The 13660-nt window shown below is 70.4% G+C and carries 11 protein-coding genes; 5 read left to right on the forward strand and 6 right to left on the reverse strand.

The features are described from left to right. Positions 1-25: 25 nt before the first annotated feature. Entirely contained in the window at positions 26-1057 is a 1032-nt protein-coding gene (locus ACLJRL_RS38455) for a hypothetical protein (protein ID WP_410661318.1), read from the forward strand. Positions 1058-1060: 3 nt separating this feature from the next. On the opposite strand, the gene ACLJRL_RS38460 is transcribed toward ACLJRL_RS38455, so the two are convergent. Genes ACLJRL_RS38460 through ACLJRL_RS38470 form a run of 3 tightly spaced genes read right to left on the reverse strand, consistent with a single transcriptional unit; the run spans position 1061 to position 4085 of the window. Then, positions 1061-1729 (reverse strand): response regulator, encoded by a 669-nt coding sequence (locus ACLJRL_RS38460; RefSeq protein ID WP_410661319.1) that lies wholly within the window; start codon positions 1727-1729, stop codon positions 1061-1063. After that, positions 1726-2892 (reverse strand): MacS family sensor histidine kinase, encoded by a 1167-nt coding sequence (gene macS / locus ACLJRL_RS38465; RefSeq protein ID WP_410661320.1) that lies wholly within the window; start codon positions 2890-2892, stop codon positions 1726-1728. The genes ACLJRL_RS38460 and macS overlap by 4 nt, the downstream gene beginning before the upstream one ends. After that, positions 2889-4085: an AI-2E family transporter gene (locus tag ACLJRL_RS38470; protein WP_410661321.1), complete on the reverse strand. Its 1197-nt coding sequence runs from the start codon at positions 4083-4085 to the stop codon at positions 2889-2891. Before ACLJRL_RS38470 ends, macS begins: the two co-directional genes overlap by 4 nt. Before the next feature lie 279 nt (positions 4086-4364). On the opposite strand from ACLJRL_RS38470, the gene ACLJRL_RS38475 reads away from it, so the two are divergent. Next, positions 4365-5468, forward strand: coding sequence for a hypothetical protein (locus ACLJRL_RS38475; RefSeq protein WP_410661322.1), 1104 nt, complete (start codon positions 4365-4367; stop codon positions 5466-5468). Positions 5469-5662: 194 nt separating this feature from the next. Next, positions 5663-8968: a PE-PGRS family protein gene (locus tag ACLJRL_RS38480; RefSeq protein WP_410661323.1), complete on the forward strand. Its 3306-nt coding sequence runs from the start codon at positions 5663-5665 to the stop codon at positions 8966-8968. A 155-nt stretch (positions 8969-9123) separates the two neighbouring features. On the opposite strand, the gene ACLJRL_RS38485 is transcribed toward ACLJRL_RS38480, so the two are convergent. Beyond that, on the reverse strand, positions 9124-10308 hold the full coding sequence (locus tag ACLJRL_RS38485; protein ID WP_410661324.1) for an ROK family transcriptional regulator: 1185 nt from the start codon (positions 10306-10308) through the stop codon (positions 9124-9126). A 105-nt stretch (positions 10309-10413) separates the two neighbouring features. Between ACLJRL_RS38485 and ACLJRL_RS38490 the strand changes: the two genes are divergently transcribed. Beyond that, positions 10414-11568, forward strand: coding sequence for an MFS transporter (locus ACLJRL_RS38490; RefSeq protein WP_410661325.1), 1155 nt, complete (start codon positions 10414-10416; stop codon positions 11566-11568). Here the strand turns inward: ACLJRL_RS38490 and ACLJRL_RS38495 are convergent. Then, entirely contained in the window at positions 11565-12335 is a 771-nt protein-coding gene (locus ACLJRL_RS38495) for a dioxygenase (RefSeq protein WP_410661326.1), read from the reverse strand. The two genes, ACLJRL_RS38490 and ACLJRL_RS38495, sit on opposite strands and share 4 nt — an antisense overlap. A 123-nt stretch (positions 12336-12458) precedes the next feature. On the opposite strand from ACLJRL_RS38495, the gene ACLJRL_RS38500 reads away from it, so the two are divergent. Next, the gene (locus ACLJRL_RS38500) at positions 12459-12881 is read left to right on the forward strand and encodes a MarR family winged helix-turn-helix transcriptional regulator (RefSeq protein ID WP_410661335.1); all 423 of its coding nucleotides are present in this window, start codon (positions 12459-12461) and stop codon (positions 12879-12881) included. A gap of 237 nt (positions 12882-13118) precedes the next feature. On the opposite strand, the gene ACLJRL_RS38505 is transcribed toward ACLJRL_RS38500, so the two are convergent. Beyond that, positions 13119-13660, reverse strand: a 542-nt coding sequence (locus ACLJRL_RS38505; protein WP_410661327.1) for a serine hydrolase, incomplete at its 5' end; no start/stop codon positions are given.

The following is a 13660-nucleotide window of genomic DNA, read 5'->3' on the forward strand; positions in this document are numbered from 1 at the left end:
CGCATTTCACCCTGGAACCGCTCTCTTGGCGGCGGTCCTTCTGCTGACCGGGTGTACCGGCGAGGCGAAACCGCCGTCGAGTCCTCCCGAGATCGCAGCTCCGACGCCGTCGCGGCTCGAAGGCAGGCCTGTCGACCTCGCCGGTTATCGCCTCGTCATGGCGACGTCGCCGCCTTCGATCCTCGATCCCGCGACCGGCGTCTCCACTCCCTTGCCCGGCGCCCCGGCCGGAGACCGGGTCAACGACCTCCTCCGGGTCGGCAAGTCCCCCGTCCTGCTGTCGGCCGCCCGCTGCGGGCCGTCGTGCCTGGAGCCGTCGGATGTGTTCGTCTACGGGGACCCGAAGAACCCGCCGTGGAAGCTGGGCAAGGCCCGCAGTGTGGCCCCGTCGGCCGACGAGAGCGGCGTCTGGCTGATCCGTGACGACGGCAACGACCTCTGCCGCTTGCAGTACGTCTCCCTGATGGGTGCCGAACGCGACCGCGGCCGGCCGGCGGCCTGCACGACGGCGGTGCGCCAGGAGGTGCCGCAGGGCCTGCTGATCACGGTGAACTCCGGTACGGCCACCGCCGAGGACGTGCTGATCGATCCCGTCACCGGCCGTGCCGTGCACCAGTTCCCCCGCATCCTCGCGGTGACCAAGGACCGGCTGCTGCTCGCCGAACTGACCAAGTTCTCCGTGCTCGACCTGCGGAACAACCAGCGCACGATGGTCGAGAGGCCGGTGGCCAACGGCTCGCCGGGGCCGGTGGTGCCGAGCCGTGACGGGTACAAGGTCGCCGTCGTGTTCGGTGATCCCGCCTGGGCGGGGACGAGTACGCAGACCGCCGACGTCTGGGTGCTCGAACTCGACACGCTGATCTGGCGCCGGGCGCCGTCGATGCCGATCGCGACCCCGCTCAAGCAGGTCGCGATCGACTGGACCGAGGATCACGACCTGGTGGTCGCCACCGACGTCGTCGCGAGCTGGCATGTCGGCAGGCCGGAGTGGCTGATCGTCAAGACGCCGTTGCCCGCCGACCGGAACCGGCCGGTGGTGACTGTCGACGAGGGCTGAAGCTCATTCCTCGCTGTCTACGTCGAGCCCGTGCTCGATGGCGTAGCGGGCGAGTTCGACGCGGTTGTGCAGCTGGAGTTTCCGCAGCGTGGACTGGACGTGGTTCTCCACCGTCCGGTGCGAGAGCACCAGCTTCTCGGCGATCTGGCGCGCCGTCATCCCCTTCGCGACCAGGCGCAGCACGTCGGTCTCGCGTTCGGTCAGCCGCGGCGGGGCGGGCCCGTCGTCCGGGGCGTCGGCCATGCGGCGGTATTCGCCGAGGACCAGCCCGGCCAGCCCGGCGGTGAACACCGGATCCCCCGCGGCCGTCCGCTTGACCGCGTCCACCAGTTCGGTCGCCGAAGCCGATTTGACCAGGTAGCCCGACGCCCCGGCCTTGACCGCCTCGAGGACGTCGCTGTGTTCACCGCTCGCCGAGAGCACCAGCACCTTCGTCGAGGGCAGTTCCGTGGTGATCTCGCGGGTCGCGTCCACCCCCGACGTCTCGCCGAGGTTCAGGTCCATCAGCACGACGTCCGGCCGCACCGTGCGGGCGATCCGCACCGCGGCGGGCGCGTCCGGTGCGGTGGCCCGGACGTCGAAACCGTGCTCGGCCAGGTCGCGCGCGACGCCGTCGCGCCACATCGGATGGTCGTCGACCACCATCACCGACACCTGCGGCGCACCCGTCATCGCTTCCCCCTCGCTGCGACTGGAACCTTGACTTCCCATTCCGTGCCCTGGCCCGGCGCGGTGTCCAAGGCGACGCTGCCGCCCAGATCCCGCACCCGCCCCTTGATGGACTCCGCTATACCTAGATGTCCCTCGGCCGCCGCGCGTTCCAGCTGACCGGGCGGGATTCCCGGGCCGTCGTCGCGGATGCTGACCACGACCTCGGTCCCGAGGTCTTCCAGCAGCACCCAGGCCTGTGCTTGGTCGCCCGCGTGCTTTTCGACGTTGAGCAGTGCTTCCCGCGCGACGAACACCAGTTCCGTGGTCACGTGCTCGGGCAGCTGGACCTCGCCCGCGGGGGTGGAGACCTGCACCGACGGCGTCGCGAGCAGTTGCAGCGCCGACCGGAGATCGGTGGTCCCGTTCGCACTCGGCCGCGTGGGCTCGGTGGTGACCAGCGCCCGCAGCGCGATCTCCTGCTCACCCGCCAGCTTCGCCAGTTCGGCGGCCTCCCCGCCGAACTCGGCGCCGCGTTTGCGGACCCGGGCCAGCACCTGCAGGACGCTGTCGTGGATCGAGCGGGCGAGCCGTTCCCGTTCGGCCGTCGCGGCTTCCATCCGCAACGCCCTGGTCAGCGCGTCCGCGGACCGGCGGGCCATGGTCGCGGCCATCCCGATCACGAAGCCGCTCGCGGTCAGCAGGAAGCCGTCCCGCGCGACGTCGACGTCGAACCTCCACCGCACCAGCCCGGTGACCACGGAGACCACCAGCCCGGCGAGTACCCCGCCGAGCGCGCCGAACCGGGTCCCGGCGGCCGCGGGCGGGACGGCCGCCCACACCGTCGTGATCAGCGGCGTGTTCGCGTCGAACTGGGCGGTGGACAGGATCCACGCCGAGGTGACCATGAGGACGACCGTCAGCGCGAGGTCGAAGCACACCAGCCACGTCCAGCGGCCGGCCGGCCGCGCGTAGAGCAGGCTGCTGACCACCGTCCAGGCCGTCATCACCCCGAACGCCGCCCACGCGAGCCAGTGGTTCGCGTAGCCGTCTAAGTGGACGATGAACGAGCCCAGCGCGAAGAGCAGCGTCGTCACGCGGAGCACGATCACCCCGCGCCACAGCGGTGTGGCCGGGTCTCGCGTACCGAGCGCGGAGACGGCGCGCCAGAGCGGGGTATCGGTCACGACTCGGTTGAGGGTTCTTTCCCGGCGTCGTTCGGCTGTGCGGCTTGATCGCGCAGCACGTCGACCTCGGCCGGGTCCGGATCCTGTTCGTGCAGCAGCGACCGGATCCCGGCGTTGAGCACGGCGAGGAGCGGAACCGAAAGCAGCGCACCGGCGATCCCGGCGGTGACCAGGCCGATGGTGATCGCGAGCACCACCGCGAGCGGGTGCAGCTTCACCGCGCGGCCGAGCAGGATCGGCTGCAGCACGTGGCTTTCCAGCTGCATGACGCCGATGACGATGGCCAGCACGATCAGCGCGCCGACGACGCCGTTCGTCACCAGCGCGATCAGCACGGCGACCGAGCCGGTGATCACGGCGCCGATGATCGGGATGAAGGCGCCGAGGAACACCAGCGTCGACAACGGGATCACCAGCGGCACACCGACGATGGCCAACCCGATGCCGATGCCGACCGCGTCGACCACGGCCACCGCCGCCGTCGCGCGCACGTAACTGACCAGCGACGCGAACCCGCGCCGCCCGGCGACGTCCACCCGGTCACGCACCCTGGACGGCACGCCATGGACGAGGAACGTCCAGATCTGGTCGCCGCCGGAGAGGAAGAAGATGAGGATGAACAGTGTCAGGATGAACCCGGTGACGATTTCGCCGACCGTGCCCGCGGTGGTGAGCGCGGTGGTGGTGATCGACGCCTGGTTGTTCTGCAGGAAGCCGATCGCCTGGTTGATGAACTCCTGGATCTGCTCCTGGCGCAGGTGCAGCGGGCCGTCGATGAGCCATCGCTTGATCTGGTTGAGGCTCTCCGTCAGCTGCTTCTGCAGTTCCGGCAGGCCCGAGGAGAACTGCGCGACGACGAACGTCAGCAACCCGCCGAGCACCGCGAGCGCGGCGATCAGCACTACCCCGGCGGCCAGCCCTCGCGGGAACTTCAGCGTCATCAGCTTGGACACCGCCGGCGCGAGCAGCGCGGCGAGCAGCAGCGCGATCGACAGCGGGATCACGACCACCGACAGGTAGCCGATCAGGAACACGATGACGTACAGCGCGGCGATCACCACGATGAACCGCCACGACAACGCCGCGCCGATGCGGAGACCGCGCGGGATCAGGTTGGTGACGTCTTCTGTGGACTCGGAAAGAAACGGGTTTGCCGGATCGTATTCCGGCTGCTTGCGCTGGGGCTCGCTCACGCGGACAACCGTATCGGTCCCGGCGGGCGTTCTTGAGCATTCCGGGCAACGCGCCCCGGTCAGATTCCCCCGAAGCGACGCTTGACACATCGACCCCGGGTCGACTCAGGAGTAACCAGGTCCCGCCAGGCGTGATCACTGATCGTCATATCGGACTACACCCAGTGTGCTTCACACTATCGGGCCATCAAGTCCCTCCGAGGATGCGAAGGCGATCTGCACTTTGCTTATCTCAGTCCTGCACCACCGACCAGCACACCGAAACGGCTAGGAGAACGAGTGGCGAACACGGCGAAGAACGAGGGGCGGGGCGCGGCGCGCTTCGGTCGCCTCGCTTCGCGTGCGCTGTTCGTTTTCGGTGGCGCCGTCGCCGGTTCCGCCGCCGCGTGGATCGTCGGTGCTTCTAATGCATCGGCTTCCGCCGCGTCCGCCGACGTCGTTCCTTCCGCTCCCGTGATCTCGACCCCCGAAACGAGCGTCACCCCGGTCACCGATGCCACCGCGGCCGGTCTGACCGACGTTTCGCGTGGCGCGTCGAAGTTCACCGGTGACGTGGCCGGGGCGGGCAACGCCGCGATGTGCGCCGGCGGTCACCGTCAGCAGGAAGCCACCACGTGGTCGCTTCCCGACGAGACCAAGACCGTTCCCGCGCGTCCGGGCTGCGGTAGCCGCGACCACATCGGTGGTCCGACGACGAACACCTCCTCCGCCGTCCGCGCCGAGGAGCACGAAGTCTCCGAGCGCGTCAGCGACGCCGTCACCGACTTCACCGACAACGCCGTGGTCACCCCCGCCAAGCGGACCCTTGGAGCTTTCGAGCACATCGTGCGCAAGCCCGAGGACACCCGCCAGGTGCTGGACGAGACGTTCGCCCCGTCGCCCGAGGCGCAGGACTTCGGCCGCAAGGTCTGGGACCTCCTCGACCCGCGCGGGCACGGTGACCTCGTGCCGGAGCTTCCGGTCAACGGCTTGCCGGTCGACCCGAAGTCCCCGCTGGAAACCGGCGGCACCGGCGACCAGGTCACCGACTTCGCCCACCTGGCCTCCAACCAGTTCCCCGCTTCCGCCGAGACCGTTCTCCCGATGCCGGCTTTCGTCCAGCAGCACGGAGCCGTCGGTCACGACGAAGACGTTCCTTCGCGCAGCGGTCACCGTGGTGACTTCCCGCTGCCGCTTTCCCCGGCGCCGCTTCCCATCGCGCCGTCCATCCCGACTGTCCCCGGCGGCGGCAACGCCCCCGGTGGTCACCTCGACGGCATGACCTACGGCGTCCCCGCCTGGGTCGCTTCCGCCGTCGAGCGTTCCCTGGCCGGCACTGCGCTGGCCGGTACGCGGTACATGCCGCTCACCCCGGGCTCCCAGCCCGGCGTCACTCCTGACTGAACACCTCCCTCCGCGGGGTAGCCGACGCGCCTCACGCCTCCCGATTCCGGGCTTGGCCTCGCGTCCGCTCCTGATCCCCCGCGAAATGGCGGTGCGCCTTTGTGCGCCCGCATTGCTCCACCCCCTCTGGTGCACCTCTTCGAGGGCACCTCCATGAACCCGCAAGGGAACCCGAAATAAAGGAGAAATACCCCATGCAATCCTGGACAAAGCGCGGACTCCAGACCGCGTTGGTCACGGGTGGGTTGTTGATGCTGGGCACCGGCATCGCCTCGGCGCAGGAAAACGTCAACCCCGACATCCCTGCCTCACCCCTCGACGCGAACGTCACCGTTCCCATCGAGATCGACAACAACGCCGTCGGCACGCCCCTCGGCCAGATCGACGTCCCCGGCTACGAGGGTGAGGTCAGCACCAAGGCCGTCACCAAGCCGGTTTCCGACGCGCTGGACTCGGCTTCGTCGCCCGGCGGCGGCACCGACGGCATCGGCGGAGGGCTTCCCGCCCTTCCCAGCACGGACGCCGTCCCCGCCCCGCTGGCTTCTCGCGACTCCGCTCGCCAGATCAGCGGCGGGATGACGCCGGGTGGGTTCACCACCACGGACGACATCCTCAAGGGCAACAAGATCGTCGGCGACGTCGTCGTCCCGATCCAGATCGTCGACAACGCCATCGGCGTGATCGGCGACGCCGAGGTCGAGGGTGGCGACCACTCGCAGACCTGGTCGCACAACCAGGACATCGAGACCACCGGTGAGGACTCCAGCCTCGCCGGGAACGTCGTGTCCCTCGACTGGGCGCTGCCCGTGCAGATCGCCGGCAACGGCGGCGGGCTCGCCGGTGGCACCGGCCGCGTGGTCGGCGGTTCCGCCAGCCAGAGCACCACCGAGACCGGCAACATCACCACCGACGGCGAGGGCTCCGCTCTCTCCGGCAACGTGCTGGCCGGTCAGTTCGCCACCCCGGTCCAGGTCACCGGCAACGCCGCGTCCTGGATCATCGGCAACGCCAACAGCTCCGGCTACGAGGCCGAGACCGACGCCACCTCCGGTGGCTGGGTCGAGACCGATGGTGACGACAGCGCGCTGGGCGGCAACGTCGGCGCGGTGCCGATCGCCCTCCCGGTGAAGTTCAACGACAACGCGGCCGCCGCGTGGGGTTCGCTCGCGAACTCCAACAGCAGCTCCTCCGCGGACGCGACGGCCGGCGACACCACGCCCGGCTGGAGCAACGTCCCCAGCTACGTCCAGACCTCCGGCGAGGACTCGGCTGTCGCGGGTAACGCGATCGTGCCGCAGACCGCGGACGTCGCGAACGTCGGCGGCGTGGCCGCCAGCTGGATCGGCCTGGCGAACACCGGCAAGGACGGCGGCACCAGCCAGTCCAGCGCCGTCGACGCCGGTGGCTTCGTCAGCACCGAAGGCGAAGGCTCCGCCGGTGGCGGCAACATCGTCGACCCGGCTCTGGCCGCCCCGGTCGAGGTGACCTGCATCGCGGGCACCTACATCGGCAACGCCTCCGCCACGTCGTGCGAGAACACCGTCGACGCGAACGCCGGCAACGGCAGCCACACCACCGGTGAGGACTCCACCCTCGCCGGCAACATCGTCAACACCCAGGCGGCGCTGGCCCCCGAGGTGTACGGCGTCGGTGGCTCGCACATCGGCCAGGCCGTCGCCGAGGCGACCGAGACGAAGACCGTGACCGCCGGCGGGTACGACGGCACCACGGGCGACGACTCGTCCGGTTCCGGCAACGTCGTCCAGGTCCCGGTCGCGGCCCCGGTCGAGCTCATGGGCATCGGCGGCTCGTTCATCGGTCAGGGCTCCGGCTCGGCCGACGAGACCAAGGTCGTTTCCGGCGGCGGCGGTGGCAACACCAACGACGACAACGGCTTCCTCAGCTCCAACCTGGGCACCGTGCCGGTTTCGCTGCCGGTGCAGGCGTTCGGGATCGGCGGCGCGTTCATCGGTCAGGGCCACGGCGCCTCGAACGGTGACACCACCTCCAACGCGGGCGGCGACGTCCACGCGACCGGTGACGGTGGCGCGGGTGCGGGCAACCTGGTCTACGGGCCGGTCTCCCTCCCCGTCCAGGCGCACAACTTCGCCGCGGTGCTGGGCGGAATCGCGTCGGGCAGCGGATCGAACCTGACCGACTCGAACGCGGGTGGCGACGCCACCGCCAACGGTGAAGAAGGCGCGCTGGCGGGCAACATCGTCCAGTCGCCGATCGGCGGAGCGGTCCCGATCACGGGCCACGGCATCGCCGGCGCGGGTATCGCCGAGGGCACCAGCGTCAACGACGTCGTTTCGACGGCGGGCGGCGACGCCACCACCAACGGTGACAACGGCGCGGTCGCGGGCAACATCGTCGGCCCGCAGCTCCTGCCGCTGGTGCCGTTCGCGCACGACGCGGTTTCGGTCGCGGGCATCGCGTCCGCCGAGGGCACCGACACCATCGACGCCGCTTCGGGCGGGGACGTCGAGACCTCGGGCCTCGACGGATCGCTGTCGGGCAACATCCTCGACCTCCCGACCGCGGTGGACGCCAAGCTGTTCGGCAACGCGATCGCGGCGCTCGGTGGCGTTTCGAAGACCACGTCGGACAACGTCACCCTCGGCCAGGTCGGCGGGGACAGCGTCACGGACGGCAGTGGAGAGGCCCTTTCCGGGTTCAACTTCCACCACCCGTTCGTCTTCGTGATCCCGCTGGACAGCCTCGAGATCCCGGTGCTGGCCATCGCGGAGTCGAACACCACGGACCTCACCGAGATCAACGGTGAGGACTTCAGCCGCGCCTTCACCGACTCGCTCGGTTCGGAAATGCCGATCGACGCGCTCCCCGCGCTGCCCTTCGGTGCTCCGGCCCTGCCCGGTGCCACCTCGGTTCCGTCGATGAACGGTGCCGGCGTGCTGCCGACCACCCCTGAGATCGCCGCGCCGGGTGCCGCCCGCGCCGACGTCCCCCAGGTGGGCACCCTGCCGGTGCAGGTCGCCGGCCTGACCGCGCTGAAGCACCTGGGCACCGTCCCGGCGCAGCTGCCGAAGGGCGACCTGCCCGAGCTGCCCGGAACCCCGGCCCTGCCCGGTGTCCCGGCTCTGCCGGCCGCCCCGGCCCTGCCGGGTCAGACCCAGCGCGCGGACGCTCCCAAGCTCGCGCAGCTGCCGGCCCTGACCCAGCTCCCGGCCGCCGGCAACCTGCCGGTGAACCTGCCGGCCGTCGGCGCCCTGCCGGCGCTGCCGACCGCGGGCAACCTGCCCACCGCGGGCTCGCTGCCCGTGCAGCTGCCCACCGCGGGCTCGCTGCCGGTGGCACTCCCCACCGACGGCAAGCTGCCGGTGCAGCTGCCCACCGCGGGCACCCTGCCCGTCGTGAGCGGCACCCCGGCCATGCCGACCGCGCAGGTTCCGGCTCTGGCGAACGTCGACTCGTCGCCGCTGAGCATGTTCCAGCGTTTCGTGGGCACCCTGACCGGCAAGAAGTTCCACACCATGTGAACCTGCCAGTCGGCTAGCACCACCGTTTGACCAGCACCACCGTTCGATACGAAACGGGCCCGGGAGTCACTCCCGGGCCCGTTTCCTTTTCCCCGCGTTTCGTCCTCTGGTTGCGGTACTTGCACGTACAACTACCGCAACCAGAGGACGAAACGCTATGGGGAGAAGAGCGCGTTCTGGGCGGCTCCCATCGCGGTCAGTACCGCACCTTCGAGCACCGCGCCGCCGCCGACGGTCCCCGCCCGCACTTCGGTCTGCAGCGGCGAGATCTCCGCGAGCCGTCGGCTCACCCGCCCCGCCAGCGCTTCGCCGCCGGCGCCTCCCACTTCGCCGCCGAGCACGACGCACCCCGGGTCCAGCACCGCCGACACCGCGGCGGAGCCGATCGCGATCCGTTCCGCGAGGATCGCCAAGAACTCTTCGGCGCCGGATTCGATCGCGTAGCCGATGGCGGCCGCGGCCGCTGTGGCGTCGTCGGCGTCCGAAGCCGGAATGCCGTGCGCCCGCGCCAATTCGCAGAGTGCGGCGCTGCCCGCCAAAGTGTGGAAACCGCCGTCGCAGTCGGTGGCCGTCGGGAGCCGCCCGGGTCCGAGCATCGGCAGGAACCCGATCTCCCCCGCGCCGCCGGACGCGCCCCGTCGCAGCGAACCGTCGAGGACGACGGCCGCGCCGACGCCGAAACCCAGCCACAGCAGGACGAACGTGTCCCGGTCGCGGGCGGCGCCCAGCCGTTGCTCGGCGGCGGCCGCGAGGTTGACCTCGTTCTCCAGCAGCACCGGGACACCCAGCCGCCGCCGGAGTTCGACGACGAGTTTTCCGTGCCACGCGGGCAATCCGCCCGCCGATCGCAGCCCGCCGGTCGCCGGGTCGACCAGACCGGGAGCGCCGACGGCGATCGTGTGCAGCACGTCCGCCCCGGCCTCGGCGGTCGTGGCCTCCAGCAACGCGATCGCGCGCTCGACGGCCACGTCGGTGTCGACGTCGGGTTCGATCGGCAGCGAGGCCTTCGCGCGGGTCCGCCCCAGCAGGTCGGCGACCGAAACGGCCATTCCGTGCGTGCGGACGTCGAGCCCGGCGAGATACGCCCGCTCGGCGACGATCCCGTACAGCTTCGCGTTGGGGCCGCGGCGTTCGGCGCCCGCTTCGCCGACGATCGAGATCAGCCCGGCGTCCTGCAGGCGCTCGACGAGGTCGGCGACGGTCGGCCGGGAGAGCCCGGTCATCGTTTTGAGCTGGGTCGCGGTCAGCGGGCCCTCGCGTTGGAGCAGGTCGAGGGCGAGACGGTCGTTGATGGCCCGCGCGGTGCTCGGGGAGGCGGACGGCATCCGGATGGAACTCACCGGCAGATCCTCCCAGAATTAATTATCAGGTTCCCTTCCTGATAGTTTACGCTGACTCCATCGGGTTGTCTCGCGGACCTTGGGGGCCCAGTGAGTAGTAATGCAATGGAGACCGTCGGCGCGCCGACGCGGCGAGTGCGGCAGGCGCGCGTCGCCATCGCCGCCGTCTTCGCCGTGCACGGTGCGGTGACCGGCAGTTTCGCCACGCGGATCCCCTGGATCCAGGAACACGCGGGGATCAGCGCGGGCCAGCTCGGCCTCGCGCTCGCCTTCCCCGCCATCGGTGCCTCGCTGACCATGCCGCTCGCGGCGCGGATCGGGCACCGGCTCGGCACCCGGACGGGGCTCCGGCTGCTGCTCGCCTACTGGACCCTGGCCCTGATCCTGCCGTCCTTGGCGGGAAACCTGGTCACGCTGTGCCTGGCGCTGTTCGTCATGGGGACCGCGGCCGGGACGTCGGACGTGCTGATGAACGCCCTCGGCGTCGACGTCGAGGAGAAGATGGGCCGGTCGGTCATGTCGGGGCTGCACGGCATGTGGACCACGGGCGCGCTCGTCGGTTCCGCGGCGGGCACTCTCGCCGCGCATGCCGCGCTGGACGCCCGCGTGCATCTGGCGATCGCGTCCGCCGTGCTCACCGTCGCCGGTGTGTTCATCTGCCGGGGACTCATCGACGTCCGCAGCGCGCCGGACGAGCACCCGCCGCCGAGGTTCGCGCTACCGCCGAAGTCGGCCGTGATCATCGGTGCCGTCGCGTTCTGTGCTGTCTTCGCCGAAGGCGCGAGCCTCGACTGGTCCGCCGTCTATCTGCGGGACGTCCTCGGCACGTCGCCCGGGATCGCGGCGGCGTCGACCACCGCGTTCACCTGCACGATGGCGATCGCCCGGCTTTCGGGCGACGCGCTGGTGCGACGGTTCGGCGCGGTCCGCACCGTCCGGGTCGGGGGTGGTCTCGCGACGCTGGGCGGGGCGCTGGTCGTCCTGGCCACGCATCCCGTGATGGCGCTGGCCGGTTTCGGGCTGATCGGGCTCGGCGTCTCCGTCGTCGTTCCGCTCGCCTTCGCGGCGGCCGGACGCAGCGGGCCGACGCCGAGCCAGTCGATCGCGGGCGTCGCGACCATCACCTACTCGTCGGGACTCGTCGCGCCGTCGCTGATCGGCGGAATCGCCGACCTGACGTCGCTGACGGTGTCCTTCGGGCTGGTCACGCTGCTGGCACTCGGCCTGGTCGCGGGTGCCGGCGTGCTCCGGTCCCGTTAGGCGAACTGGAGCGAACGCTTGGCGAGGCCGTGCCAATAACCGTCGATGACGGTCTCGCCTTTCCCTTCCGAGGAGCTCGCGCCGAGCGAGACGAACAGTGGCGCGAAGTGCTCGATCCGGGGGTGTGCGACGGCGGCCGCGGGCGCCTTGTGCTGGAAGTCCAGCAGCGCGTCGAGGTCGCCGTCCCGCAGCGTCTCGGCGCCCCACTGGTCGAATTCGCTCGACCACGCGGGCGGTGTGCCGTCGGTGCCGTCGGTCTGGCGCATCGCGCTCAGGTTGTGCGTGAAGAAGCCGCTGCCGATGATCAGCACGCCTTCGTCGCGCAAGGGTGCGAGCTTCCGGCCGAGGTCGAACAGCTCCCGCGGATCCAGCGACGGCATGGAGACCTGCAAGACCGGGATGTCGGCGCCCGGGTACATCTCCACGAGCGGGACGTACGCGCCGTGGTCGAGGCCGCGATCCGGCGCGTCGTGCACGGGCGTCTGCGTCGAGCGCAGGAGTTTCCGGACCTTGTCCGCCAGCTCGGGAGCGCCCGGAGCGGCGTATTTCACCTGGTAGTAGCGATCCGGGAAGCCCCAGAAGTCGTAGACCAGCGGCACCGTGGTGGTCGCGCCGAGGGTCAGCGGCGCCTCTTCCCAGTGCGCGGAGACGACGAGGATCGCCTTCGGCTTGTCGAGGCCCGCCGACCAGCCGGCGAGCTGCCGGGTCCAGGTGGCGTCGTCGGCGAGCGGGGGCGCGCCGTGGCTGAGGTAAAGCACCGGGGTCATGTCAGCTCCAGGTGTTTGAACTTTCAACTACCAGGATAGACGACGCCGCCCGGTTCCGCCTTATTCCCCGGCGGGGATACTGCTGCGGTGAACAGCGACGCCGTGGCCGACGTGGAACGCGCGATGATCGCCATCCGGCGGAGCCAGGCGAGGCGTTCGTTGTCGAAACTCGCCCGCGACCGCGCCGAATCGATGCCCGACCAGGCGGTGCAAGGACTGCTGGACGCGGTCGAGGCGGCCGGGGAGAGCGGCGAGCCGGGCACCGTCACCAGCCTCGCGGCGGCGCTGACCGTCGACCAGCCGAGAGCCAGCCGCCTGGTCGCGCGCGCCGTCGAGGGCGGTTACGTCCGGCGCGAGGCCGATCAGCGCGACGGCCGCCGGGCCGTCCTGGTACTCACCGAAAGCGGCCGCGCCGAGGTGACGCGCATGCACGAATTCCGCCGTTCGGTCTTCGCCGAGGCGATGGCGGACTGGCCGGACGAAGACCGCCGCGAGTTCGCCCGCCTCCTGACCTCGTTCGTCCGGAACTACGGCGCGCTCGGCTAGAACCTCAGGCGGACGGCGGCGTGAGTCCCTTGCGGCAGAGGGGCGCGCTGGGTCGAGAGGTGGCCGGGGCGGCCCCGCCACGTGTTCCGCGTCCAATCACGCGAGTTCTCCGGCTGGACACGCGTGATCTCCCTCCAGTCACGCGTGTCCTCCCTAAGATCACACGGACATCGACCCGGTGCCGACCTCACCTCCCGGCTGGCGGTCGTCGACGACGAGACGGATGGCGGGTAGCCCTCAGTTCTTGCCGCAGAACACCGTCTTGAGGAGTTCGTTCAGCGCCGCCGGGAACGCCGCGTCGCTCACGGTGGCTCCGGACGTGACCGAAGCGGTCATCGTCTTGCGGCCGTCGGGAGTGCTGTACATCAGCGCCGCGTAGCCGTTGTTGCTGCCGTTGTGGCTGAGGACGGTGCCGCAGCCCGGGCCCAGGTCCTGCATGAACTGTCCGAGGCCGTAGCGGCCGAAGAGGCTTTCGCTCTCCGGGTGCGTCTTGCGCATCTCGGTCAGCAGCCAGGCGGGGAGGAGCTTTCCACTCTGCAGTGCGGAGAAGTACGTCTGGAGATCCTTGGTCGTCGAGATCATGTCCCCGGCGCTGGAGATCCAGGACGGGTTCTGGTGGGTGACGTCGAGCGTCTTCCGCTGACCGGCGTCTTCATAGGTGTAGTAGGCGTGGGCGTACGGCTTGGGCATCCCCGGCCAGGCGCCCGGCGACAACGTGTCCCGCATCTTCAGCGGCCGCAGGATCCGCCGGTCCAGTTCGCCGGCGAAGGAGTGGCCGG

This window comes from Amycolatopsis sp. lyj-112 (genome assembly GCF_046549055.1).
Lineage (GTDB): Bacteria > Actinomycetota > Actinomycetes > Mycobacteriales > Pseudonocardiaceae > Amycolatopsis.

Excerpts from the sequence above, each read along its gene's own strand:
- ACLJRL_RS38460 (WP_410661319.1), bottom strand. The coding sequence starts at position 1,729 with ATGACGGGTGCGCCGCAGGTGTCGGTGATGGTGGTCGACGACCATCCG.
- ACLJRL_RS38500 (WP_410661335.1), top strand. The coding sequence starts at position 12,459 with ATGATCGCCATCCGGCGGAGCCAGGCGAGGCGTTCGTTGTCGAAACTC.
- ACLJRL_RS38490 (WP_410661325.1), top strand. The coding sequence starts at position 10,414 with ATGGAGACCGTCGGCGCGCCGACGCGGCGAGTGCGGCAGGCGCGCGTC.
- ACLJRL_RS38480 (WP_410661323.1), top strand. The coding sequence starts at position 5,663 with ATGCAATCCTGGACAAAGCGCGGACTCCAGACCGCGTTGGTCACGGGT.
- ACLJRL_RS38495 (WP_410661326.1), bottom strand. The coding sequence starts at position 12,335 with ATGACCCCGGTGCTTTACCTCAGCCACGGCGCGCCCCCGCTCGCCGAC.